Origin of the sequence: Ramlibacter cellulosilyticus, assembly GCF_014297465.1 — a bacterium.
GTDB classification, from domain to species: Bacteria; Pseudomonadota; Gammaproteobacteria; order Burkholderiales; family Burkholderiaceae_C; genus Ramlibacter; species Ramlibacter cellulosilyticus.
The window spans coordinates 108,873-132,346 of sequence record NZ_JACORT010000001.1 but is presented as its reverse complement, the minus strand read 5'-3'; the positions used below and the strand labels follow the sequence as shown (position 1 = coordinate 132,346).

General features: G+C 70.6%; 27 protein-coding genes and 1 riboswitch. Of the genes, 11 read left to right on the top strand and 16 right to left on the bottom strand.

Annotation, left to right across the window (positions count from 1 at the left end; translation table 11 throughout):
- Positions 1-85: 85 nt before the first annotated feature.
- Entirely contained in the window at positions 86-730 is a 645-nt protein-coding gene (locus H8N03_RS00680) for a DUF3108 domain-containing protein (protein ID WP_187074196.1), read from the top strand.
- Here H8N03_RS00680 and H8N03_RS00675 read toward each other — a convergent pair.
- The 3 genes from H8N03_RS00675 to H8N03_RS00665 are packed head-to-tail and all read right to left on the bottom strand — an operon-like array spanning position 708 to position 3,887.
- Positions 708-1,010, bottom strand: coding sequence for a 4Fe-4S dicluster domain-containing protein (locus tag H8N03_RS00675; RefSeq protein ID WP_187074195.1), 303 nt, complete (start codon positions 1,008-1,010; stop codon positions 708-710). The two genes, H8N03_RS00680 and H8N03_RS00675, sit on opposite strands and share 23 nt — an antisense overlap.
- A complete protein-coding gene (locus H8N03_RS00670) occupies positions 1,007-3,262 on the bottom strand; it encodes a penicillin-binding protein 1A (RefSeq protein WP_255428004.1) in 2,256 nt (751 codons plus the stop codon). Before H8N03_RS00670 ends, H8N03_RS00675 begins: the two co-directional genes overlap by 4 nt.
- Before the next feature lie 10 nt (positions 3,263-3,272).
- Complete coding sequence (locus tag H8N03_RS00665) at positions 3,273-3,887, bottom strand: trimeric intracellular cation channel family protein (RefSeq protein WP_187074193.1); 615 nt, start codon at positions 3,885-3,887, stop codon at positions 3,273-3,275.
- Between the two features lie 156 nt (positions 3,888-4,043).
- Positions 4,044-4,131: riboswitch (glycine riboswitch) on the bottom strand.
- A gap of 137 nt (positions 4,132-4,268) precedes the next feature.
- Between H8N03_RS00665 and H8N03_RS00660 the strand changes: the two genes are divergently transcribed.
- The 5 genes from H8N03_RS00660 to H8N03_RS00640 are packed head-to-tail and all read left to right on the top strand — an operon-like array spanning position 4,269 to position 9,763.
- Positions 4,269-5,036 (top strand): SDR family oxidoreductase, encoded by a 768-nt coding sequence (locus tag H8N03_RS00660; RefSeq protein ID WP_187074192.1) that lies wholly within the window; start codon positions 4,269-4,271, stop codon positions 5,034-5,036.
- Positions 5,037-5,071: 35 nt separating this feature from the next.
- On the top strand, positions 5,072-6,403 hold the full coding sequence (gene paeA, locus H8N03_RS00655; protein WP_187074191.1) for a polyamine export protein PaeA: 1,332 nt from the start codon (positions 5,072-5,074) through the stop codon (positions 6,401-6,403).
- Positions 6,400-7,056: a trimeric intracellular cation channel family protein gene (locus H8N03_RS00650; protein WP_354005054.1), complete on the top strand. Its 657-nt coding sequence runs from the start codon at positions 6,400-6,402 to the stop codon at positions 7,054-7,056. Before paeA ends, H8N03_RS00650 begins: the two co-directional genes overlap by 4 nt.
- A gap of 21 nt (positions 7,057-7,077) precedes the next feature.
- Positions 7,078-8,355, top strand: a complete 1,278-nt coding sequence (locus tag H8N03_RS00645) for an amidohydrolase (protein WP_187074190.1) — start codon at positions 7,078-7,080, stop codon at positions 8,353-8,355.
- 10 nt (positions 8,356-8,365) lie between these two features.
- On the top strand, positions 8,366-9,763 hold the full coding sequence (locus H8N03_RS00640; RefSeq protein WP_187074189.1) for an FAD-containing oxidoreductase: 1,398 nt from the start codon (positions 8,366-8,368) through the stop codon (positions 9,761-9,763).
- Here the strand turns inward: H8N03_RS00640 and H8N03_RS00635 are convergent.
- Entirely contained in the window at positions 9,760-10,668 is a 909-nt protein-coding gene (locus H8N03_RS00635) for a LysR family transcriptional regulator (protein WP_187074188.1), read from the bottom strand. The genes H8N03_RS00640 and H8N03_RS00635 overlap by 4 nt on opposite strands.
- A 138-nt stretch (positions 10,669-10,806) precedes the next feature.
- Here H8N03_RS00635 and H8N03_RS00630 point away from each other — a divergent pair, with 138 nt between their 5' ends.
- Genes H8N03_RS00630 through H8N03_RS00620 form a run of 3 tightly spaced genes read left to right on the top strand, consistent with a single transcriptional unit; the run spans position 10,807 to position 12,029 of the window.
- The gene (locus H8N03_RS00630) at positions 10,807-11,166 is read left to right on the top strand and encodes a hypothetical protein (RefSeq protein WP_187074187.1); all 360 of its coding nucleotides are present in this window, start codon (positions 10,807-10,809) and stop codon (positions 11,164-11,166) included.
- A 7-nt stretch (positions 11,167-11,173) separates the two neighbouring features.
- Positions 11,174-11,584: a hypothetical protein gene (locus tag H8N03_RS00625; protein ID WP_187074186.1), complete on the top strand. Its 411-nt coding sequence runs from the start codon at positions 11,174-11,176 to the stop codon at positions 11,582-11,584.
- A 28-nt stretch (positions 11,585-11,612) separates the two neighbouring features.
- Positions 11,613-12,029 carry a hypothetical protein gene (locus H8N03_RS00620; RefSeq protein ID WP_187074185.1) on the top strand — a complete coding sequence of 139 codons (417 nt, stop codon included), beginning with the start codon at positions 11,613-11,615 and terminating at the stop codon, positions 12,027-12,029.
- Here the strand turns inward: H8N03_RS00620 and H8N03_RS00615 are convergent.
- From H8N03_RS00615 to H8N03_RS00575, 9 genes are all read right to left on the bottom strand, one after another.
- Complete coding sequence (locus tag H8N03_RS00615; protein ID WP_187074184.1) at positions 12,026-13,192, bottom strand: serine hydrolase domain-containing protein; 1,167 nt, start codon at positions 13,190-13,192, stop codon at positions 12,026-12,028. The genes H8N03_RS00620 and H8N03_RS00615 overlap by 4 nt on opposite strands.
- A 60-nt stretch (positions 13,193-13,252) precedes the next feature.
- The gene (locus H8N03_RS00610; protein ID WP_187074183.1) at positions 13,253-13,729 is read right to left on the bottom strand and encodes a response regulator; all 477 of its coding nucleotides are present in this window, start codon (positions 13,727-13,729) and stop codon (positions 13,253-13,255) included.
- Between the two features lie 159 nt (positions 13,730-13,888).
- Positions 13,889-14,788, bottom strand: coding sequence for a glycine reductase (locus tag H8N03_RS00605; protein ID WP_187074182.1), 900 nt, complete (start codon positions 14,786-14,788; stop codon positions 13,889-13,891).
- A 5-nt stretch (positions 14,789-14,793) separates the two neighbouring features.
- The gene (locus H8N03_RS00600) at positions 14,794-15,069 is read right to left on the bottom strand and encodes a hypothetical protein (RefSeq protein ID WP_187074181.1); all 276 of its coding nucleotides are present in this window, start codon (positions 15,067-15,069) and stop codon (positions 14,794-14,796) included.
- A 110-nt stretch (positions 15,070-15,179) separates the two neighbouring features.
- Complete coding sequence (locus tag H8N03_RS00595; protein WP_187074180.1) at positions 15,180-15,680, bottom strand: GNAT family N-acetyltransferase; 501 nt, start codon at positions 15,678-15,680, stop codon at positions 15,180-15,182.
- Between the two features lies 1 nt (position 15,681).
- A complete protein-coding gene (locus H8N03_RS00590) occupies positions 15,682-16,590 on the bottom strand; it encodes an amino acid ABC transporter substrate-binding protein (protein ID WP_187074179.1) in 909 nt (302 codons plus the stop codon).
- Between the two features lie 103 nt (positions 16,591-16,693).
- Positions 16,694-16,927 (bottom strand): hypothetical protein, encoded by a 234-nt coding sequence (locus tag H8N03_RS00585; protein ID WP_222622784.1) that lies wholly within the window; start codon positions 16,925-16,927, stop codon positions 16,694-16,696.
- Between the two features lie 20 nt (positions 16,928-16,947).
- Positions 16,948-17,364 (bottom strand): hypothetical protein, encoded by a 417-nt coding sequence (locus H8N03_RS00580; RefSeq protein ID WP_187074177.1) that lies wholly within the window; start codon positions 17,362-17,364, stop codon positions 16,948-16,950.
- Between the two features lie 179 nt (positions 17,365-17,543).
- Entirely contained in the window at positions 17,544-18,311 is a 768-nt protein-coding gene (locus H8N03_RS00575; RefSeq protein WP_187074176.1) for an IclR family transcriptional regulator, read from the bottom strand.
- An 86-nt stretch (positions 18,312-18,397) separates the two neighbouring features.
- Here H8N03_RS00575 and H8N03_RS00570 point away from each other — a divergent pair, with 86 nt between their 5' ends.
- A complete protein-coding gene (locus tag H8N03_RS00570; RefSeq protein WP_222622783.1) occupies positions 18,398-19,363 on the top strand; it encodes a Bug family tripartite tricarboxylate transporter substrate binding protein in 966 nt (321 codons plus the stop codon).
- 3 nt (positions 19,364-19,366) lie between these two features.
- Entirely contained in the window at positions 19,367-20,569 is a 1,203-nt protein-coding gene (locus tag H8N03_RS00565) for an alpha-hydroxy acid oxidase (protein WP_187074175.1), read from the top strand.
- A gap of 71 nt (positions 20,570-20,640) precedes the next feature.
- On the opposite strand, the gene H8N03_RS00560 is transcribed toward H8N03_RS00565, so the two are convergent.
- The 3 genes from H8N03_RS00560 to H8N03_RS00550 are packed head-to-tail and all read right to left on the bottom strand — an operon-like array spanning position 20,641 to position 23,440.
- Entirely contained in the window at positions 20,641-21,564 is a 924-nt protein-coding gene (locus H8N03_RS00560; protein WP_187074174.1) for an SMP-30/gluconolactonase/LRE family protein, read from the bottom strand.
- A 2-nt stretch (positions 21,565-21,566) separates the two neighbouring features.
- A complete protein-coding gene (locus H8N03_RS00555; protein WP_187075171.1) occupies positions 21,567-22,448 on the bottom strand; it encodes an amidohydrolase family protein in 882 nt (293 codons plus the stop codon).
- Positions 22,449-22,465: 17 nt separating this feature from the next.
- The gene (locus H8N03_RS00550; RefSeq protein ID WP_187074173.1) at positions 22,466-23,440 is read right to left on the bottom strand and encodes a Bug family tripartite tricarboxylate transporter substrate binding protein; all 975 of its coding nucleotides are present in this window, start codon (positions 23,438-23,440) and stop codon (positions 22,466-22,468) included.
- Positions 23,441-23,474: the final 34 nt, after the last annotated feature.

The window sequence follows — 23,474 nt, the reverse complement described above, 5'->3', positions numbered from 1 at the left end:
CCGCCAGAACGGCTGCGGATGTACAACGCGGCGACGACGGCGGCGAAGAGCCGCGGCCACCAAGGAGGTCCCGATGCGCACATGCATGCGAGCCGCGATCCTGGCAGTCGCCCTGGTCGTCGCGTCCGGCGTGGGCGCGCAGCAGCAGGAGCCGGTGGAAGTTCCCGCACCACGATTGCAGGTCGATGACACCTGGGAATACGAGATCGTGGATCTCTGGAAAGGCAGCCCGCTGTCGCGCCAGCTCGCCCGGGTGATCGACGTCCAGGGCGATACGGCCGTCATCCTGTTCGAGAGCCAGCGGGTCGACGAGGAAAGACCCCGCAAGCGGGGCGTGTCGGTCGACACGCGCACGCTCACGGAGTTCAACCCGGTCCAGCCTGCGTACTTCTTCCTCGGTTTCCCGCTGCAGCCCGGCAAGACCTGGCAATTCGACTTCATCAACCAGGCGCAGGGGCGGGCCACCAACAAGGTCGAGCGCTGGGCCAAGGTGGTTGGGTGGGAAACGGTGAGCGTTCCCGCAGGAACATTCCGGGCGCTGCGCGTCGAAATGAAGGACCGCCGCCTCTGGCAGGCCGGCGACGGCGTCTTCCCGGACCACTGGTACACGACGGTCTGGTACGTGCCCGAAGTGAAGCGCTTCGTGCGCCTGGAGAGGGAACATCGCGCCGCCGACAGCAAGCGCTGGAGCTACCAGGCGACGATCCTCAAGAGCTACTCGTTGAAGTAGGGCCTGGAGCGAGTACCTTCTTGCGCGTGATCGGCAGCCAGCCCGCCGCACGCGCGAGCCGCGCGTTGAGGGCGACGACTTCCGCCTGCGCCGGCGTGGCCTCGCTCTCGTGCACGATCGCGTCCACCGGGCATTCCGGCACGCACATCGCACAGTCGATGCACGCGTCCGCGTCGATCACCAGCATCTCGGGGCCTTCGAGGAAGCAGTGCATCGGGCAGACCTCGACGCAGTCGGTGTACTTGCAGCGGACGCAGGCTTCGGTGACGACGAAGCTCATGCCGGTTCCACGCAGTCGAACGTGGCGCGGACATGCGGATGGCCGTCGTCGACGCAGCCGCGCCCCAGGTACTCCGGATAGATGAAGTCACCGGCGAACAGCGCCAGGCCCTCGGGCAGCGGCCGCTGCACGGCCTCGCGGCCCGCCACCGCAGCCTTCATGAACTGCGTCCACACCGGCAAGGCCAGGGTGCCGCCGGTGGCGCGGCCCAGGCTGCGCGGCTGGTCGTACCCCATCCAGGCCACCGTGGCCAGGCCCGAGGAGTAGCCGGCGAACCAGACGTCGCGCGCGTCGTTGGAGGTGCCGGTCTTGCCGGCCACGTCCTCGCGCCCGATCGCCGATGCGCCACGGCCGGTGCCTTCGCGCACCACGTCGCGCAGCAGGCTGTCCATCACGTAGGCATTGCGGCGCGGGATGGCGCGTTGCCGCAGCGGCTCGCCGGCCTCGTAGAGCACCGGGCCGTCGCGCTCGGCGACGCGCAGCACCAGGCGCGGGGCCACGCGCTCGCCACCATTGGCGAAGACCGCGTAGGCGGCCGCGAGGCCGAGCGGGCTGATGGACCCGGAGCCCAGGGCCAGCGGGAGCTGCGCGGGATTCAGCTGCGGATCGAAGCCGAAGCGCGCCGCGAAGGACTGCACTTCCTCCGGCCCCACCGCTTCCATCAGGTTCACCGTCGCGACGTTCCTGGAGCGCACGAGCGCGCGGCGCGCCGTGGTCATGCTGTCGTACTGCCCGCCGTAGTTCTGCGGCACCCAGGCCTTGCGCCCGCGCGCGGCCGGCGTCACCACCCGCTGCACGTCGGCGAGCTGCGATCCGGGAAAGAAGCCCTGCTCCAGCGCCGCCGAATAGACGAAGGGCTTGAAGGTGGACCCCGGCTGGCGCAGTGCCTGCACGGCATGGTCGTACTGGCCGAGGCGCGCATCGAAGCCGCCCGCCAGGGCCAGGACCTCGCCGCTGGACGCATCGAGCGCCACCAGCGCGCCCTCCATGCGGGGCAACTGGCGCAAGCGCCAGCGTGCGCCTTCGCGCTCCACGCGGATCACCGCGCCCGCGTCGATCCGCTTGCGCGCGTCGGCCCGGGGACCCACGGCCGCCGCCGCGGTGGCCGGCAACCCGGCGCGCGCCAGCGTCAGCACCGTGCCGTCGCGCAGCACGGCCTCGATGCCCCCGGCCGTCACGCTCCGGACCACCGCGGCACGGAGCGTGTCGCTGTCGGCGTGCGGCGCGAGGGCGCGCCGGAGGGCCGATCGCTGCGTCGGCAGCGGAAGCGGCAGCCGGGCCTCGGGGCCGGCCCAGCCGCGTTGCTCCTGCGCGCGCAGCAGGCCGTCGCGCAGCGCTGCCATCGCGGCACGCTGCTGCTCGAGGTCGATGGAGAGCGTCACGTCGAGGCCGCGCGTGTACGCCTCGTCGCCGAAGCGCTCCACAATCATCTTGCGTGCCTGCTCCACGGGATGGCCGGCTGCGAACTCGCCGGGGCCCGGCGCGCCGCGCAACACCAGCGGCTCGGCCCGCGCCTCCTGGTACGCGGCGTGGCCGATCCAGCCGAGCGCGCGCATGCGCGAGAGGATGTGCCGCTGGCGCTGCACGGCGCGCTCGCGGTTGACGACGGGGTTGTACGCCGAGGGCGCCTTGGGCAGGCCCGCCAGCATGGCGCCCTCCGCGAGCGTGAGCTCCGCGAGCGGCTTGTCGAAGTAGACGGATGCGGCCGCCGCGAAGCCGTAGGCGCGCTGGCCCAGGTAGGCCTGGTTCATGTACAGCTCGAGCAGCTTGTCCTTGTCGTAGGCCTGCTCCAGCTTGTACGCGAGCAGCACCTCCAGGATCTTGCGGCGATAGGTCTTCTCGGAACTCAGGAAGAACAGGCGCGCGACCTGCATGGTGATCGTGCTGCCGCCCTGCGCATGCCCGCCGGCCACGATGTTGCTCCACGCGGCCCGCGCGATGCCGCGGTAATCCACGCCCTCGTGTTCGTAGAAGGCACTGTCCTCGATGGCCAGCAGCGCCTGCCGCAGGTGCGGCGGGATCGCCTCGAGCGGCACGACCTCGCGCCGCTCCTCGCCGAACTCGGCGAGCAGGGTGCCGTCACGCGCGTGGATGCGCAGCGGCAGCTTGGGTTCGTAGTCGGCGAGGTGGTCCACGGGCGGCAACTCCTGCCACAGGCGGTGGACGACCAAGGCGCCGCCGGCCAGGCCACCGACGGCGAGCCCGAAGAGGAGGCCGAGCACGAAGCGCAGGGCGGCGAGAGGGTTTCGCATCGCCATGGCCTCAGTCCCACGCAGCGCGATGCGAGAAGGTCGGCAGCCGCCAGCCGCGCCAGATCGCCAGCAGGCGCAGGGCAAGGCCCGCAACGAAGCTGATCGCGGTGTTCACGTCCGGCGGCACGCCGAGCGCGCGCAGCGCCAGGAACAGCAGGCACACGGCCAGCGACACGACCGCGTAGAGCTCCTGCCGGAACACCACCGGCACCTGGTTGCACAGCACGTCGCGCAGCACACCGCCGAAGATGCCGGTCATCATGCCGGCCATCACCACGACCGGCAGCTCGTAGCCCATGCGCAGCGCGACGTCGCTGCCGATCAGCGAGAACGCCACCAGCCCCATGGCATCGAGCACGAGGAACAGGCGCCGCACGCGATGCAGGTGGCGCGCCAGCAGCACCGTGAGCAGGCCTGCACCGACCACCAGGTAGACGTGGGCGGGATGCTGGGTCCACCCGATCGGGAAACGGCCCAGGACGATGTCCCGCAGGGTGCCGCCCCCGAGGGCGGTGACGAAGGCGATGACACAGACGCCGAAGACGTCCATGCGGCGCCGGCCGGCAGCGAGGGCGCCGGCCATCGCTTCGGCAGCGATGGCGACGAGGTAGACGATGCTGAGCAAGGGAACTCCACGGGTTGCACGCGGCCCGCGTCCACGCGGAACGCGAAACCTGCTGCGCCTCTCCCCCTGTCCCTTGAACCTGAGAGTTTCGGCTGCGGTCGCAGCCAGCCCCTTCGGTGGGCCGTCGCGGGGACGGCCGCTCTCCAGTCGGCGATTGATCGGGCTGCGGTCCGGGTGCCTGAGCGATGATAGGAGTTTGCGCCTTCGGCGGGGGCACGCAGCCCCGCTCTCCCGCAGTGCCGTCGATTGTCGCATGCCTCCGGACAAACCCCAGGCGTCCAGTTCGAGGGCGGCGGTGGCCAGTGGGGCGCAGAGCGAGCGCTACCGGCAGTTCGCGATCGCGAAAAAGGAGCATGCTCGTGCCCCTGACAGGAGGCCGACATGAACGCACAACAGAAGGTCCTGGTCACCGCCGGCGCGTCCGGCATCGGGCGCGAGATCGCGCGCACGTTTGCCGCGGCGGGCGGCAGCGTCTTCGTCGTGGACGTCGACGCCCAGGCGCTGGCAGCGCTCGAGCGCGAAACGCCCGGCATCCGCACCGCCGCCTGCGACCTGTCGAAGTCCGCCGAGATCGAGCGTGCGATTCCATCCGCGATCGAGACGCTCGGCGGCCTGGACGTCCTCGTGAACAACGCGGGGATTTCCGGCCCCACGGCGCCGGTCGAATCCTTCGATCCCGCAGCGTGGGATCTGGTCATGCAGATCAACCTCACCGGCACGTTCAACGTCACGCGGCTGGCCATCCCGCACCTGAAGAAGTCGGGCGCGGGCTCGATCATCGTGATGTCGTCCGTCGCGGGCCGCTTCGGCTATCCCAACCGCAGTGCGTATGCCACCAGCAAGTGGGGCCTGATCGGCTTCACCAAGACGCTGTCGCGCGAACTCGGCGAAGCCGGCGTGCGCGTGAATGCGATCCTGCCCGGCGCGGTGGAGGGCGCCCGCATCGAGAACGTGCTCGCCGCGCGCGCGAAGTTGTCCGGGCGCAGCGTCGAAGAAGAGCGCAAGGAGGCACTGACCATCCAGTCGCTGCAGCGCTTCGTCGACCCGAAGGACATCGCGGCGCTGGCATTCTTCCTCGCCTCCGATGCAGGCAAGTCGATCTCGGGCCAGATGTTCCCGATCGACAACGACATGCAGATGGCGTCGTAGGCCCGCGCCGCGGCGCTTGCACTAGACTCGGCCGCATGGGGCCCGGTGCCGAACTCCTCGTCATCCTGCTGCTGATCGCGTGCAGCGCCTTCTTCTCCGTGGCGGAGATCGCCCTCGCCTCCTCGCGACGCCTGCGGCTGCGCCAGCTGGCCGACCAGGGCGATGCACGGGCCGAACGCGTGCTGGCGGTGCAGGAACAGCCCGGCAACTACTTCACCGTCGTGCAGATCGCCCAGAACATGCTGGCCATCCTGGCCGGCGTCGTCGGGGACGGGGTGCTGTCGCCACTGTTCACCGCGGCGCTGGTCCGCGTGCTGCCCGCGGCGAACGTGGCCCCCGTGGCCTCCGTTCTCTCGTTCGCGGCGATCACGACGGGCTTCATCCTCTTCGCCGACCTGTTCCCGCGCCGGCTCGCCATGGCGGAACCGGAGCGCCTGGCCATCCGCGTGCTGCGCCCCATGCACTGGTTCACGGGCATCCTGCGGCCCGTCGTCTGGGTGTTCAAGCGGACGACCGACGTCCTCATGCGCGCGGCCGGCGTCCCCGAAAGGCGCCACGACCAGATCACGTCCGCGGACATCCTGGCGATGACGGCGGCGGGCGCCAAGGCGGGCGTGCTGCACGCGCGCGAGCAGCAGGTGATCGAGAACCTGTTCGAGCTCGACACCCGCATCGTGGAAAGCGCGATGACGCCGCGCCAGCACGTCGTGTACTTCCTCGCCTCCGACGACGAGGCAGGCATCCGCGCCCGCATCGCGCAGGAGCCCCACTCCACCTATCTCGTCTGCGACGGCGACATCGACCGCGTGGTCGGCTACGTGGATACCGCGGACCTGTTCGCCCGCATGGTGCGGCAGCAGCCGATCCGCCTGCAGGGCGAGGAGTCCCAGGGCCTGCTGCGCAAGGCGCTGTTCATCCCCGACCGCCTGACCCTGTCGGAAGTGCTCGGCGAGTTCCGGCAGGCGCACGAGGACTTCGCGGTGATCGTCAACGAGTACAGCCTCGTGCTGGGCGTGATCACGCTCAACGACGTGATGAGCACGGTGATGGGCAGCCTGGTCGGCCCGCAGGACGAGGAGCAGATCGTGCGCCGGGACGACGGCTCCTGGCTGATGGACGGCATGACGCCCGTGGGGGACGTCCTGCGTGCCCTGGGGGCAGACGGGGACACGCTGCCGCAGCGCGGCCAGTACGACACGCTGGCCGGCCTGATGATGGCGCTGCTGCGGCGCATGCCGCGCCGCACGGACCGCGCCGAATGGGGCGGCTTCCGCTTCGAGGTGCTGGACGTGGACAGCCTGCGCATCGACCAGGTGCTGGTCACGCCCGTGGCCACGACCGACGAGCAGCGAAGGGCGCAACCATGATGCCGAACCAGGACGAGATCTTCACCTGGGTGCACACCGCCGTGGAGGCCGGCGCCAACGTCGCCTTCGCGTTGTCCGGCCTGCTGGCGGGAATCCGCAAGCAGCTGGACGTGGTCGGCATCTGCGTGGTGATGGGCCTCGCCGCGTTCGGCGGCGGCACGCTGCGCGACGTGCTGCTGGACCGCCGTCCCTTCTTCTGGGTCGACCATCCCGGCTGGCTCTGGGTGCTGATAGGCACAGCCGTGGCTGCCATCTACCTCCTGCGCACCACCCACTACGAATTCACGGAGCGCGCCATCCAGTGGCCGGACGCGCTGGGCCTGGGGCTGTTCACGGCCAGCGGCACGCAGCTCGCCCTGGCGGCCGGCACGCCTGCGCTTCCGGCCGTGCTGATGGGCGTGATCAGCGCCACGTTCGGTGGCATCCTGCGCGACGTGGTGTGCAACGAGATCCCGACGGCGCTGCGCGACCGGCGCCCTTATGCCGTCTGCGCGTTCGTGGGCGGGTGGGTGTATGTTTTCGCCGTGCGGTTCGAGGTGCCGCCCGCGACCGGCTTCCTGCTCGCGGCCGGCAGCGCCACGGGCCTCCGGGCGGCCGCCCTGCTGAGCGGCTGGTCGCTGCCGGCGGGGCGCACGTCGGCACCGCGCGATTGACATCCTCTTCGGGGAGAGCGCATGAGCCCATGGACCGAAGCCCTGCAGCAGCTCGGGCAGCCGCTGCTGGACGAACTCGCCGCGATCTACACCGACCTCCACCGCCATCCCGAGCTGTCGATGCAGGAAGTCCGCACCGCGCAGATCGTGGCCGACCACGTGCAGGACCTCGGCTACGAAGTGACGCGCGGCGTCGGTGTGACTGGCGTGGTGGCCGTGCTGCGCAACGGGGCGGGCCCCACCGTGATGCTGCGTGCGGACATGGACGCCCTGCCCATGCAGGAGAAGACCGGGCTTCCTTATGCGAGCACCGAGACGGCAAAGGACGAGGACGGCGCCACCGTGGGCGTCGCGCACTCGTGCGGCCACGACATGCACGTGACGTGGCTGCTCGGGACCGCACGGGTGCTGGCGCAGCACCGCGAGGCCTGGTCCGGAACGGCCATGCTCGTGTTCCAGCCGGGCGAGGAGACGGCGCAGGGCGCCGCCAGCATGGTCGCCGACTGGGGCGAAGGCCGGTTCCCGCGCCCCGACATCATCCTGGGCCAGCACGTGATGGTCGGCGCGACGGGCACGGTGACCTTCCGGCCCGGCGTGACCCTGTCGGCGGGCGACAGCCTGAAGATCCGCCTGTTCGGGCGGGGGGCGCACGGCTCGCAGCCGCAGACCTCCGTCGACCCCGTGGTGATGGCAGCGGCCACCACCTTGCGCCTGCAGACCATCGTGTCGCGCGAGATCGCGCCCTCGGAGCCGGCGGTGCTCACCATCGGCTCGCTGCAGGCCGGCACCAAGGAGAACATCATCCCCGACGACGCGACGATCAAGCTGAACATGCGCACCTTCAGCGACGACACGCGCGAGTCCATGCTGAAGGCGATCCACCGCATCTGCTGCGCCGAGAGCGAAGCCTCGGGCGCCGAGCGGCCGCCGGAGTTCACGCCCTTGAACCGGTATCCCCTGACGGTGAACGACGCGGAGGCCACCCGCAAGCTCGCGGATGCCTTCCACGCGGAGTTCGGCGGGGCCGCGTCGCTGGCGCCCAACCCCGCATCGGCCAGCGAGGACTTCAGCCTCTTCGGCCGTGCGTGGGGCGTGCCCTATGTGTTCTGGTTCGTCGGCGGCACCGATCCCGACGTGTACGCCAGGGCCGTGCAGGAGAAGGCCATCAACCGCATCCCGAGCAACCATTCGCCGATGTTCGCGCCGGTGATCCACCCGACGCTCGCCACGGGGTTGCGCGCGATGCTCGCCGCCGCTTCGGCGTGGCTGGGCCCCGACCGTGGCGCGCGCGCTTCCTAGGGGCACCACCATGCCAGCACCCGAGCACTTCGACGCCATCGTGGTCGGCGCCGGCCAGGCCGGCCCGGCCCTCGCGGCGCGCTGTGTCAAGGAAGGCCTGCGGGTCGCCCTGGTCGAACGCGACCGGCTCGGCGGCACCTGCGTCAACACCGGCTGCTTCCCCACCAAGACGCTCTACGCCAGCGCGCGCGCCATGCACCTCGCGCGGCGCGGCGCGGAGTTCGGCTTCGCCTGCGGCGACGTGCAGGTCGACATGCGCCGCGTGAAGGCGCGCAAGGATGAAATCGTCGACGCCGCGCGCACCGGGCTGGAATCCTGGGTGCGCGGCCTGCAGGGCCTGGAATGGATCACCGGGCACGCGCGTTTCGCAGCGCCCGGCCAGCTTCGCGTGGGCGAGCGCCTGCTGGCCGCCCCGAAGATCTTCCTGGACGTGGGCACCCGGCCCGCGCATCCGCCGTTGCCCGGCATCGCCGACGTGGCCACGCTCGACAACGTGTCGGCGCTCGAACTCGAGGAAGTGCCGCGCCACCTCGTGATCGTCGGCGGCAGCTACATCGGGCTGGAGTTCGCGCAGGTCCTGCGCCGCTTCGGCGCCGAAGTGACGGTGGTCGAGCGCTCGCCTCGCTTCCTGCCGCGCGAGGACGAGGACATCGCGGCGGAGATCCGCGCCATCCTCGAGGCCGAGGGCGTGCGGTTCCGGCTGGGCGCCGAGTGCATGGCCTTCGAGCGTGCGGGCGCCGGCGTGCGCCTGCTGCTGGAATGCCAGGCGGGCGAGCCGGCCGTCGAAGGCAGCCACGTGCTGCTGGCGATGGGCCGCACGCCGAACACGGACGACCTCGGGCTGGATGCCGCGGGCATCGCCACCGACACGCGCGGCCACGTCGTCGTGGACGACCAGTGCCGGGCGAGCGTGGAAGGGGTGTGGGCACTGGGCGACTGCAACGGCCGCGGCGGCTTCACGCACACGGCCTGGAACGACCACGAGATCGTCGTGGACCACCTGTTCGGCAGCCGCACGCGTGGCCTCGGCCAGCGGATCCCGTGCTACGCCCTCTTCATCGACCCGCCGCTGGGGCGCGTGGGCAAGACGGAACAGGAGGTGCGCGCCGACGGTACACGCGCGCTGCTCGCGACGCTGCCGATGCGGCGCGTGGGGCGGGCGAAGGAATCGGGCGAGACGCAGGGCCTGATGAAGGTGCTGGTGGACGCGGACAGCCGGCAGATCCTGGGAGCGTCCCTCCTCGGGCTGAACGGCGACGAAGTGGTGCACAGCCTGCTCAACGCGATGACGGCGGGCGTTCCCTGCACCGCCCTCGAGAAGGCCGTGCCCATCCATCCGACCGTCTCCGAATTGCTGCCGACGCTGCTGCACGGGCTCGCCCCGCTGGCGTCGCCCGCGCCGGCCTAGCGTGCCCGGGCTGCCGGCGCGTCCCGCTGCAAGGCCGCGGCGAGGTAGTCGACCAGCACCCGCACCTTGGGCAGCAGGTGCTTGCGCGAGGGGTACATCGCGTACACCCCGAGATCGGGCGCGCGGTACTGCGGCAACAGCTCGACGAGCGTGCCGGCACGCAGGTCTTCGTCCACGATGAACGCCGGCTGCAGCACGATGCCTTCGTGCGAAAGCGCGACGGCACGGCACGTGTCGCCGTTGTTGGTGCGCATCCGCGGATGCACCTTCACCGGGACGGTGCCGTCCGGGCCCTCGAACTCCCACGTGTCGCCCGCGGCGAGCAGGCTGTACGCCAGCACGGCATGGCTCGCGAGCTCCGACGGATGCTTCGGCTTGCCATGCGCCTTGAGATAGCGCGGGGAGGCGCACAGGACCATGCGCGTGGAGGAGACCCGGCGGCTCACCAGGGACGAGTCCTGCAGGCGCGCGATGCGCACCGCCAGGTCGAAGCCCTCGTCCACCAGGTCCACGAAGCGGTCCGACAGCGTGATCTCCAGCTCGATGCGGGGATGCGCGGCCAGGAAACCGCCCCACAGCGGCCCGAGCCGCAGCACGCCGAAGGAGAAGGGCGCGCTCACCTTCAGCAGGCCCACCGCATCGCCGCTGCGCTCCGTGATCTCCGCCTCCGCTTCTTCGACGGAAGCGAGGACGTCCCTGCAGCGCACGACGAACACCTCGCCTTCGGCGGTCAGCGAGAGCCGCCGCGTGGTGCGGTGGAGCAGGCGCACGCCCAGGCGCGCCTCGAGCTCGGAAACGATGCGCGACACCGCGGCCTTGGACAGGCCCAGCGCATCCGCCGCGCCGACGAAGCTGCCCGCGTCCACGACGGCAGCGAACACCCGCATTTCCTGGAATCGGTCCATGGGGAACCCTCTTTCCCTCCATTGTTCACGCCAGATGAACAGTAAGTCAATTCATCGGCTGTTTATCTATTCATCCCCAGCCAATACATTCACTACACGGACGCAGCAAACCGCTGCACCACCAACCAAGGAGCCACCATGAACCACAAGTCCCTGATCCTCGGCCTGTCCATCGCTGCCGCCGCCGCTTCCGTCTCCGCCGAGAGCTACACGGAATACAACACGCCTTTCGTGTCGACCGCGTCCCCGGTCGCGGTGCTGGCCAAGGACGTTCCCGCGACTTCGTCCGTGAACAACCCTTCGTCCACCAGCTACAACCCGCTGGCCGGCTTCCAGACGGACCGCGGCCGCCGGGCCGTGCAGTCCGAGTACATCGAGGACCGCGAGCGGGTCGCCGCCTTCACCGGCGAGGACAGCGGCTCGGCCTACCTGTCCGGCCGTCCGGCCGCGGCAGGCGAGACGTTCGCCGCCACGGCCAGCTCGCGCATCGTGCGCTGAGGCGCCGATGGCCAGCCGGCCTGAGGCCCGCGCGGCGCGCGACCCGAACCTGTGGGTGGAGCCGGTCGGCTCCACCATCGTCGCGCGCCTGCGCGGCGCCCCCACCGCGGAGATGCTGCGCGAATGCGAGCAGCGCGTGGTGGAGCTCGCCCGGGACACGAAGCACGTGCGCGTGCTGTACGACGCGCTGGAACTGGTCGCGCCCGAGGTGCAACTGGTGCTGCTGCACCAGCAGCTGGCCGCCGAGCGCGGGGCCAGCCTGGGTGCCGCATCGCTGCGCACCGCCATCCTGGTCGCCGACACGCGCAGCGCCTACTTGGCACGGATTGCGTTCGGCCAGGTCGGCGAGGACCATTGCCGGGTCTTCTACAACGACCTGGGCGCCGCGATGAAGTGGCTGGAAGCGCCCGAAGCCTGATGCCCCTCCCCGACACCGTGGAGTTCCCGTGATGCCCGATCTCCGGTTGATCATTGCCTCCGACGCCTACGAGCTCCGGCGTGATGGGACGCCCCTGGCCCGGCTCGAACGTGGTGCGGCAGCCCTCCTACCCGACGCGGGGATGCGTTTGCGGGAGATCGACATCGAGGTCGCCATCGAGCGCACCGAAGACTGGATCATGCGCTTCAGCAAGGCGTTCGATGGGCTGCAACTGGAGGTCCGGGACACGACGGGCCGCTTGCGCAGGCACCTCGGCCCGCAGGCCTCGTTCACGACGGATGCAGTGGAACGAGCGTTCTCGCGCGTCCACGATGCCGTCGTGCGCGACCAGGTGTCGGATCGCGAAGCCGTGGCCGACGTCATCCTGCTGCGCGAACTGGCGCACCACGGAAACCTCTCCGGCATCGTGGTGCAGGACGCCTAGGCACTGCGCAAGTCCTCGCGCAGCGCCCGCAGGAAGCCCGGCCAGTACGGCAGGTCGCTGCCCATGTAGCGCTGCGTCATCAGCACCGCCCCGACGCCCTCCCGGGGCGAGAAGGCCCACTTCGTGCCTGCGAGGCCGCCCCAGTCCACCTGCCCTTCCCCCAGCGAGACGGCGTGCGAGCCGTCCACGACGACGGCCCCGGCCAGGCTGTGGCCGCGCCCTTGCTGCACCGGCAGGCCCGGGAACTGGATCCACATGCCTTCGGGCAACTGGTTGCGCGTGACGAGCTCCATCGTCTCGGGGCGCAGCAGCGGCGCGCCGCCTTGCAGCAGCGCGCGCACCAGCGCGGCGTAGTCACCGAGCGAGGTGACCAGCCCGCCGCCTCCACCGAGGAAAGCCATGGGCCGCAGCCACGCGCCTTCGTACGGCAGGTTGTCCGCACGGCGCAGCCCGGGGCGCAGCGGCTCCTGGAGGCTGCCGATGTAGAGCGCGGCCAGCCGCTCCTGCTTCTCCGGGGGAATGGCGAAGAAGGTGTCGCGCATGCCGAGCGGCGCGAAGACGTGCGCGCGGAAGTAGTCGTCCAGCTTCTGCCCGGAGAGCACTTCCACCAGGCGTCCGACGACGTCGGTTGCCACCGAGTAGTTCCAGGCGCTGCCCGGCTGGAAGAGCAGCGGCAGGGTCCCCAGCGCTTCCATCGTCTGCGCGAGGTCGCGCTGCGGATCGAGGATGCGCGCATCGCGATACGCCTTCGCGATGGGCGCATCGGGCTGCGTGAACGCATAGGTGAAACCGGCCGTGTGCGTCAGCAGGTGCCGGATGCGCACCGGCTCGCGCGCGGGCTCGGTATCGTTGATCGCGGTCGCGCCGGGGCGCAGCACGCGCAGGTTCGCGAGGGCGGGGATGTACTGCCCCACCGGGTCGTCGAGGCGGCAGCGGCCCTGCTCCAGCATCTGCAGGGCGGCGCAGCTCGTGACCAGCTTCGTGTTGGAGAACGCGCGGAAGAGATGGTCTTCGCGCAGGGGCACCTCCGCCTCCCGGTCGGCCCAGCCGAGGCACTTGCGGGCCAGCACCTCGCTGCCGCGGAAGACGGTGTACGAAACGCCGGCGAGCTGCTCGCCAGCCAGGGCCGCCTGCAAGGCGGCGTCCACTGCGGGGAAGTTCATGCGTGCGGGTTCTCCGAGTCGTGCCCGGGCATCATGCCGGTTTCCCGGAAAGCCCGCCGCTCAGGCCGCCTCGTGCAACATGCCGCTGGATCGCGCGACGGGCATGCGGCGCGGCAAGGAAGCCTTCGCTTCCGCGGCGGCGGCCCTGGCCTGGTGGCGCGCGTGCACTTCCGCCCGCGCGGCGCAGTACGCCAGGAACTGCTCCATCTCGAGCCCCTTGTCGAAAACGGCGGACGCGCCTTGCTCCAGGGCGGACGACCGCGCCGGCTCGCGCGTGTAGTTGGAGAGCACCACCACGGACTGGTGGGCCTGCGGCGCGCAGTGGCGCAGCACCTGGAACCCGTGGCCCTGCTTCAGGAAGATGTCCACCACGGCCAGGTCCCATCCGCGCGGATGCGCCTGCAGCCATTCGACTGCTTCCTGCGCGGTGGCGATCACCGCCACCACGTCGAACACCATGCCCAGCGCTTCGCGCAGTTCCGCCTGGATGCGCGGGCTGTCTTCCACCAGCACCACGCGGGCTTTCGTCTCCGTCACCATCCTCGGTCCTCTGTCGTTATGGGGCAGGATCTGCCCGCTGCGACCATTTCATCGCAGTGGGGCCGGCCCGGCTGTCGCCGGCTCGCGCTACGCCTTGTAGGAATGCGGCGACAGGCCGCCGGGAAGTGCGCCCCGGTCGGGCAGCACCGTGTGCGCTTACTGCGGCCCTTGTTCGCGCAAGCGGCGGCCGGTCTCGCGTCCCGCATCGAACTCCGCGCGCAATCGTGCGAGCTCCTCAGGCGCGACGCGCTGCGGGTTGCAGTAATCCAGCTTCCATGCGTCCGAGGCGCTCCAGCGCTGCGGCGAACGCCAGGTGGTGCGCGGCGCGTGCGCGTTGGCGAGCAGGTCCAGCGCCAGCGCCAGCGTCGCCTGCTGCGATCCGGCATCGTGCGGCTTGCCTGCCGCGTTGCCCAGCGGGAAATCGGAGAACAGCAGCCGCGGCACGCCGACGTGCTCCACGATGTCCAGCGCGCAGGCGAGGATCACGGTGGCGATGCCCGCCGCTTCCAGCGCGCGTGCGGTGAGCGCGAGCGTCTGGTGGCACACCGGACAGTTGGGCACCAGCACGGCGGCGTCGACGCCGTCCTCCTGGCAACGCTGCACGATGAGGGGAGCGTCCACTTCCATCGTGTGGCGCTGGCTGCGGTTCGTGGGCGCGCCGTGGAAGCGGGGCGCGAGGCGCAGGCGCCCCTCCCCTGCCCAGCGGCGCAGCAGGGGCAGCGGGAACCAGCAGTTCGCGTCTTCCATGTTCGCGTGCTTGCGGTCGACTGCGACGTGCGCGATGCGCAGGTCGTGGTCCCGCGCCGTGTCGCCGGTGTACGGCACGAAGAACTTGGCCGCGGCGTTGTACGGCGCCCCGGCGCCTTGCGGTCCCTTGTCCGGCTGGAACGGCGCGGCGGTGGTGACCAGCGTCAGCACGCCATCCGCCAGAGGCTTGCGCAAGGGCGCGAAAGGCACGTCCTCGAAGTGCGCCCAGCGGTAAGGATGCTCGTAGCCGAGCGCCAGGTACCAGTCGCGCGTGCGCTGGAGGTAGGGAATGGGCGCGTCGGGCTGCATGGCAGCTACAGCAGCGGCGCGCCTTCTTCCTTCTCGCCGGCCATCAGGAAGGACTGCATGCCGTGCACGATGCCGCCCATGCAGTGGCCGGAGGCACCGGGGAAGCGGCCTTCCATGGTGAGCGTCTGCAGGCTCTCGGCAATGGCGAGCAGCCGGCTGCGGTCGGTGCCGGCGGTGTTCAGTGCCCCCGCCAGCGCGAACCCCGTGGCCTGGCCGCACTCGTCGAGGGCTTGCTGGAGCATGCCGAAGGTGACCGGGGTTCCCTCGCTGGGCTGTGTCATGGAGTTCCTCCCAAAAGGAGGAAGCGTAGCGCAGGAGCAGGACGGCGGGGTGGGCCATCGGCAGCGGGCATGGCCGCCGGACCTTTGGTGGATCGACGCCGACGCGCCGCTCAGAGCGACGCGCGCATCAGTTGCGCGGCAGGACCATAGCTGGCCAGCTTGGCTGCGACGCGATCCGGTGGCGCCGCGACCTTCTCGAACCCGAACTGTTCCCAGTACGGCACGGAACCCTGGATCGCCACCAGGCACGCGCTTGCCAGGCCGCGCCCCTTCGCAGCATCGATCGCCGAGCGCACGAGCGCGCGCCCCGCACCCGTTCCTCGTCCTGCATCGGCGACCGCGAGGTCGTGGATGTACAGCGTGTCCGCAGCCGTCGCAGGCTGGAACGTCGGGGCGTTGAGTGCAGGCAGGTCCGGGTAGCGCACCGGAATCGCGATGACGTAACCGACGACACCGGCGGCCGATTCGGCGACGAGGCAGGTGCCCGGCGACGCGAGGATCTTGGCCTGCAGCGACTCGCGCGATTCCGGCTCGATCTCGACGTAGCAGCCATCCTGGATCCGCAGGACGTCGGGCATGTGGGCCGCGGCCAGCGCTTTCAGCTGGATCATGCTAGAGCGAATACCCCAGCAACATCGCCACGCCCGACTCCTTGTTCGGACGCGTGAAGCTGTCGCGCGTGAGCCGGCTCATCGCGATGTTCAACCGATCCGTCGCGAACCACTTGCGATAGGTCGCGTCGATCTCGCCGCCGGCATACAGGCGCGCCAGCGTGCGGTCCACCACGGCGGCCAGGGCGGTGTCGCCCTTGCGCATCATGATGGCGTACGGTTCGACGGACAGCACCGCGCTGCTCAGGTCGAGGCGGTCCAGCGCGTTGTCGTGGGAAGCGAGGCCGAGGAGCAGCGAATCGTCCTGCGGGAACGCGCGCACCTTGCCTTCCTTCAGCGCCTGGTAAGCCTCGCCGTTGCTCGCGAAGGTGGTGAGCTGCATCTTCACCTCGCTCGCATGGAGCTGCGTGAAGAGCTTCTCGGAGGTCGTGCCCTTGCTCAAGGCCACCGGCAGGCCACCGAGGTCCTTCACCGTTTCGACCTTCGTGCCCTTGGGCACGAGCACGCGGATGCCGGCCACGAAGATCGTGTAGCTGAAGGCCACCTTCTCCTGGCGCGCCTTGGTGTTGGTGGTCGAACCGCACTCGAGGTCGATCTCGCCGCTTTCCAGCTTCGGGATGCGCTCGGCACCGGCCACCAGCTTGTAGTTCACCTTCAGCTCGGGGAGCTTCAGCGAGCGCTTGATCTCGTCGACGGCGGCGAGGCACAGGTCGACGGAGTAGCCCACCGGCTGCTTCTGCTCGTTCAGGTACGAGAACGGGCGCGCGGCCTCGCGCACGCCGAGCGTGATCGACCGCGTCTCCTTGACGCGCGCCAGCGTGTCGGCGGGCGCCTGGGCGAAGGCGGACGAAACGAGGACGACCGAGGCGCACGCGGCGAGCGCCGGCGCCCGGAGGGAGAAGCGGGTCATGGGGGTACAGCGGTGGAAAACGGCAGTCTACGGGTAAACCCTAGGCTTTCCAACCGCATCGACAGCTTCGATCAGGATTGTCGCGGTGCCGCACGGGACGGCGTCAGGGGCTGCCCAGCCTCTGGACGATCCCATCGCGATGCACCAGCAACTCGCCGAGCGTTTCGCGCATCGCCTGCAGCAGCCGCTGCCCGCGCAGCAGTTCGTCCGGGTCGTCCCGGGCATGCAGGTCCACCCATCGCTGCTGGCGCGCGATGCCCTCCTTCGCGTGCCGTACGTGCTCGTCGGCCTGCGCGAGGTAAAGAAGCTCGACGTCCCGCGACACGGAATCTCCCATGGGCCGGCCTCGCCGCGCACTCAGTGCTGCTCGCCGGGGACGTCCCGGGCGAGCGTGGCATCGTTGGCCGCGTCGTGGGCTGCCAGCGGCTCCAGCGCGAGGCGCATCAGGTTCCCTGCCCGCCTGCGCTGGGCCGCGACCAGGAGCGACCCGTGCTTGCCGCGACTCGCGTCCGCATGCCCGCCACCCTCCCCGAGCAGGAACACCAGCTCCGAGTGGCCGATCAGGAACTCGACGTAGCAGGCGCGCAGGGCGGCGAACGGCGCGCACTTCAAGCGGATGACGGTCAGGCCCAGGGGCAGGGCCGCGAGGCACTCGGACGACGCCTCGGTCCCGCGCTTCTCGAGCGCGTCCAGATCCGTCCTGTAGAGGTCCAGGGCCGCGATGAGCTGGAACGCGAGCGCTGATGGAGTGGAGGTGTCTTCCGAGGGTGGCATGGCGCACCTTTCGAACGAGGTGCGCTGTCACGCCCGGGATGCGGTCGGCAGAAGGCACGAGAGGTGCCGACCCGGAGAAGCCTTCACGATAGCACCGCCGGACACGCGGCGGGCCTTGCCGAGGGGGCCGCCCGTCAGCGCGCCTTGCATTCGATGCAGGCCGACGCCCTCGACAGTAGCTACGGCCTGCGTCGCGCCAGCGACTGCACGTAGGTTCCGCCCAGCAGTTGCGAGGCCCGCCGCGCCGTGGTGACCACTGCACCGGCGCAGGAGCGCAGCCTTGCTTCCGACAGGCGCGATGCGGGTCCGGAGACGCTGACGGCGCCGAGCAACTGCCAGTTCGTGCCGAACACCGGCGCCGCGACGCTCGCCGCTTCGGCGGCGCGCTCGCGGATGGCGAGGTGGTAGCCCCGGCGGCGGATCTCCTCGTACAAGGCGCCGGGCTGTCCGGAAAAGGCGAGGATCACGCGGCCGGGCGCGCCCTTGGCCAGGGGAAAGGAAGTCCCCGGATGGACCGCGGGGCGTTCTTCCGATGCGCTCTCCACCCGCAGCAGGCAGGTGCGCACATCGCCCTCGCGCACGAACAGCGAAGCGCTCTCCCCCGTCTCGCGCGCGAGCTCCCGCAGCAAGGGCGTCACCGCATCGTTGACGTCGAAGGTCTGCTGGTATTGCGCGCCCAGCCAGCCCGCCGCGGGCCCGAGCCGCCAGCTTCCGTCCGCCCCCTGCACCAGGAAGCCGGCGCCCGCGAGCGTGCGTGCGATCCGCAGCGCGGTGGTCTTGTGCAACTGCGCGCGCTCGCTCAGGGCGGCCAGGCCCAGGTAGGGCTCGCCCGCGTGGAACGCGCGCAGGATGCGGGCCGCCCGTTCGACCGCCAGCACGCCGTGCTCGCCCTCCACCGCAGTCCCGCCATCGCGGCCCGCGATCACGGCCTTCGTCGTCCTCGGCATCGCATTTCGAAGAATGAAACGCGATTGTAGGCAGCGCGCCCCGCTCCTAGAGTGCCCGATCGCATTTCCTCCAGGAGACACCCATCATGCGCAACTACGTCCTCGCATCCCTCCTCGCGCTCGCCACCGGGTTCATGGCGCCCGCGTCCGGGCAGGCCTTCCCGAGCAAGCCGGTGAAGTTCGTCGTGCCGTTCGCGGCCGGCGGGCCGGCCGACGTCGTCGCCCGCGAAGTGGGCCAGAAGCTGGGCACCGAGCTGGGCCAGCCCATCGTCGTGGACAACCAGGGCGGGGGTGCCGGCGTCACGGCGCTGTCGACGGTCGTGCGTTCCGACGCGGACGGCCACACGCTGCTGTTCGCCGCCTCCGGCAACATGGTGCTGCAGCCGCAGGTGAGCAGGACGGGTGGCAAGGAGCTGGTCGCGAAGCTGCGGCCCGTCGGCCTGGTCTCCACCGGCCCGCACGTCCTCGTCGTCTCCAGCAAGCTGCCGGTGAACAACCTGAAGGAGTTCATCGAGTACGCGCGCAGCCATCCGGGCAAGGTCAACTACGCGTCGGCCGGCGTCGGCGGCGTCGCGCACCTCGGCATGGAGTACCTGCAGGCGCTGACGAAGACCGACATGACGCACGTGCCTTACCGCGGCACGGCGGCGGCGATCAACGACCTGGCTTCGGGCCAGGTGCAGGCCCTCTTCAGCAGCCCGCCCTCGCTGCAGGCCGTCATCGACAAGGGCCTGGTGAAGCCCCTCGGAATGAGCGCGCCTGGCGGCACCGGCGCGGCCCGCTCGCTGCCGGTGATCGGCACGGTGGTGCCGGGCTTCGAGTTCACCACCTGGTACGGCGTGTACGCGCCGGCCGCGACGCCGAAGCCGGTCGTCGACCGCATCCACGCCGCGCTGGCCAAGGTGCTGAAGGATCCCGCCCTCGTGGCCAAGCTGGAAGCGCAAGGGGTGGAACTGCGGGAGAGCACGCCGGACGAGCTCGCCGCGATCACCACGCGTGACACCGAGAAGTGGGCGAAGGTGATCCGCGCCGCGAACATCACCCTGGACTGAGGCATGGCCAGCAGCAAGGCCGTGGCCCGGGTGCAGCCGCCGGGTGCGCTCCGGCACTACCTTTCGCTCGAGGACTTCGAGCATGCCGCCCGCCGGCACCTGCCGCGCCCCATCTTCGGCTACGTGTCGGGCGCGGCGGAGGACTGCGCGTCGCTGCACGACAACCGCGCGGCCTTCGCGGAGATCGGCTTCGTCACGCGCGTGCTGCGCAACGTGTCGGCGCGCAGCCAGCAGGTGGAGCTGTTCGGGCGCACGCATGCGTCGCCCTTCGGCATCGCGCCCATGGGCATCAGCGCCCTGTCCGCCTACCGCGGCGACCTCGTGCTGGCGAGCGCGGCAGCCGCCGCGCAGGTGCCGATGATCATGAGCGGCTCCTCGCTCATCGCGCTGGAGGACGTGGTCGCCCAGTCGCCCGCCACCTGGTTCCAGGCCTACCTCCCCGGCGAGGTGGAGAAGATCGAGCCGCTGATCGCCCGCGTCGACCGCGCGGGCGTCGAGACCCTGGTGCTCACGGTGGACACCGCCGTGCTCGCCAACCGCGAGAACAACATCCGCGCGGGCTTCTCGACGCCGCTGCGCCCCAACCTGCGGCTGGCGCTCGATGGCGTGACGCATCCGCGCTGGCTCCTGGGAACGGCGCTGCGCACGCTCGTGCGGCACGGCATGCCGCACTTCGAGAACTCCTATGCGACGCGCGGCGCACCGATCCTGTCGTCGCGCGTGACGCGCGATTTCGGCGCCAAGGACCACCTGAGCTGGGAACACCTCGCGCTGATCCGGCGCCTGTGGAAGCGCACGCTGGTGGTCAAGGGCATCATGAGCGTGGACGACGCCAGGGCGGCACGCGATGGCGGCGCGGACGGCATCATCCTGTCGAACCACGGCGGCCGCCAGCTCGATGGCGCGGTGGCGCCGCTGCGGGTGCTGCCGGAAGTGGTTGCCGCCCTCGGACCGGACTTCCCCGTGATGATGGACAGCGGCATCCGCCGCGGCACGGACGTCCTGAAGGCGGTCGCGCTCGGCGCGAGGATGGTCTTCGTGGGCCGTCCCTTCCAGTACGCCGCCGCCGTGTCGGGCGAGCCGGGCGTGCGCCACGCGCTGCGGATCCTCGCCGACGAAGTGCAACGGGACCTGGGGCTGCTGGGCCTGAACTCGCTGCGGGAGCTGGGGCCCGCGCAGCTGCGGCCGATCGCGCGAAGGCCTTAGGCGCATGCGCTGGCGAACGCCCGCCGGTGGGGTTCGCTATCGCTCACCGGCCGCGGCTTCGCCGCGCCACCCTACAGCTTCTGCTTGCCGTGCAGCGGCAAACCTGCGGACTCGAGGTCGGCGTACAGCACGTCGCCGTGCGTCGAATCGGTGACGAACAGCCTTCGGCGATCCGGGCCGCCGAAGGCGATGTTCGTCGTCGACGCCCCTTCCGGCCCGCGCAGCACCCAGACCGGCTCCGCGCGGGCGTTGAGCACCCACACGTAGCCGAGGCCGGGATTCGCGACGACCAGGCGGCCCTGCGCGTCGGCGGCCAGGCCGTCCGGGCCGCTGGGCCCGTACGAGGTGAAGAACTGGCTCACCTTGGCGACGCTGCCGTCGGCCAGCAGCGGAACGCGCCAGACGCAATTGCCGCGCGTGACCGCGAGGTACAGCACCGACTCGTCCGGCGAGAGGCACACGCCGTTGGGGCTCGGCACGTTGGCGAGCAGCAGGTCCAGCTGGCCCGAGGGACGCAGGCGGTACAGGCGGCCGGTCGGATCGTGCAGCCCGGTCTGCCCCTGGTCCGTGAAGTACAGGTTGCCGCCGCGGTCGAACACGAGGTCGTTCACGCCGCGGAAGCGTTCCGTGTTCCGGCGCTCCAGGAAGCCGCGCACCTGTCCGCTGGCGACGTCCAGTTGCATCAGCCCGTTCTTGTAGTCGGTGATGAGCAGCGTGGCGTCGTCGAGGAACTTCATGCCGTTCGGCTCGCCGTCGTACTCGGCCACCAGCGTCCATTCGCCCGCGGCGTCGATGCGGAAGATGCGGCCGAACGGGATGTCGGAGACGTAGAGGTTGCCCTGGCGGTCGAACACCGGACCTTCCAGGAAGGAGTCCGTCGGGCGGCCTGCGCGGTTGGCGTCGGCCCACACGCTTGTCGTGCGGGTGCGGAAGCGTTCCGGCAGGGAGGTGAAGCGCGCGAGTTCGCGCACCTGGGGAGCTTGCAGGAAGAACATGGCTATTCGAATCCGTAGAGGCGGCGCGGATTGTCGACCAGCACGCGCTGCAGCGTGTCGCCCGTTCCGCACCAGGCCAGCAGCACGTCCACGAGGTCGGCGTCGTCGACGGAACCCGGCGTCTCCGTCGTGTGCGGCCAGTCGCTGCCCCACACGAGCCGCTCCGGCGCGTGGCGCACCAGTGCCTCGCCGGCCGCGAAAGTGTCGCCGTAGCCCGGCGCGCCTTCCCGCGAACGCATGTAGATGCCGGAGAGCTTGATCCACGTGTTGCCGCCATCCAGCAGCCGGCGCAGCACGGCGAGGCCGGGGCCCGCGGCGCCATCGGCCGGATCGATGCGGCCCATGTGGTCGATCACCAGCGGCGTCGGCAGCGACGCGAGCAGCGGCTCCATCGCGAGCAGTTGCTCGGGATGCGCGAACACCTGGATGTGCCAGCCGAGCGGCGCCGCCTTGCGGGCCAGCGTCGCGAGCATGTCCGGCGTCGTCTCGCCCCAGGACTGCGGCGAGACGAAGTTGACGCGCAGGCCGCGGACGCGGCGCGCGGCGAGCCGCTCGAGTTGGGCTTGCGACACGTCCGCATCCACGACCGCGACGCCGCGGGCGCTGTCGCCCATCTGGTCGAGTGCGTCCAGCGTGCAGGCGTTGTCCACGCCGTAGGTGGACGGCGTGACGACGACGGTGCGCTCCGTCCCGATGCGTTGCTGCAGGCGCCGGTACGTGGCGACGTCCGCTTCCGGCGGCTTGCGGTGCCAGTGCGGCGACGGCGCGAAGCGCGGATCGAAGATGTGCATGTGCGCGTCGCACGCGCCCGGGGGCAGCGCGCGACGCGGCCGGCGGGTGCCGGCCGAATGCGGGACGGGCTCGGAAAGCGGCGCGAGGCTCACGGCGGGTCCCGCTGCCGTCAATCGAGCTTGATGTTGCCCTTGCGCACCACCTCGCCCCACTTCGCGTCTTCCTTCTTCAGGTAGTCGGCGAACTGCGCGGGCGTCGAGCCGATCGGCTGGGCGCCGACGTCGGTGAAGCGCTTCTTCACGTCCTCGTCCTGCAGCGACTCGGCGACGGCCTTCTGCAGCTTCGCCGCGATGTCCGCCGGCGTGCCGGCGGGCACGAACATCCCGTTCCACTCGTAGACCTCGTAGCCGGGGATGGCCGCTTCGGCGACGGTGGGCACGTTGGCCAGGCGGGACAAGCGCTTGGGCGAGGAGATCGCCAGCGCGCGCAGCTTGCCGGAGTCCACGAGCGGCGAGGACGCGGCCACCGTGCTGAACATGAAGTCGACCTGGCCGCCCATCACGTCCGTGATGGCGGGACCGCCGCTCTTGTAAGGCACGTGCACCATGTCGAGGTCCAGCTTCTGGCGGAACAGCTCGGAGGCGAGGCGCTGCACGGTGCCGCTGCCGCCGGAGGCGAAGTTGACCTTGCCGGGTTGCGCCTTGGCTTTCGCGATCAGGTCCTTGACGTCCTTGTACTGCGAGTCCGCCTTGACGATCAGGATGTTGGGCGCCAGCGAAACGAGCGAGAGCGGCTGCAGCGCGTTCGCCGCGTACGGCATCTTGGGGAACAGGTGCGGGTTGATGGAGTACGGCGTCGCGTCGTACAGCATCGTGTAGCCGTCGGCCTGCGCCTTCGCGACGTACGAGGCACCGATGGTGCCGCTCGCGCCCGCGCGGTTGTCGACGATCACGCTGGTGCCCAGCTTGGTGCTCATCTTGCCGGCGAGCACGCGGGCCAGCGCGTCGGCCGCGCCGCCGGGCGCGTACGGCACGACGATGGTGATGGGCCGCTCCGGCCACTGGGCGTGGGCCAGCGAGGCGGCGGCGAGGGCGACGGCGCCGATGAAAGTGCGGCGCGCGAGGGAGAAGGAGGTCGATTGCATGGGAGGTTTTCCGTGTTGGAAGCTCGATCGAGCT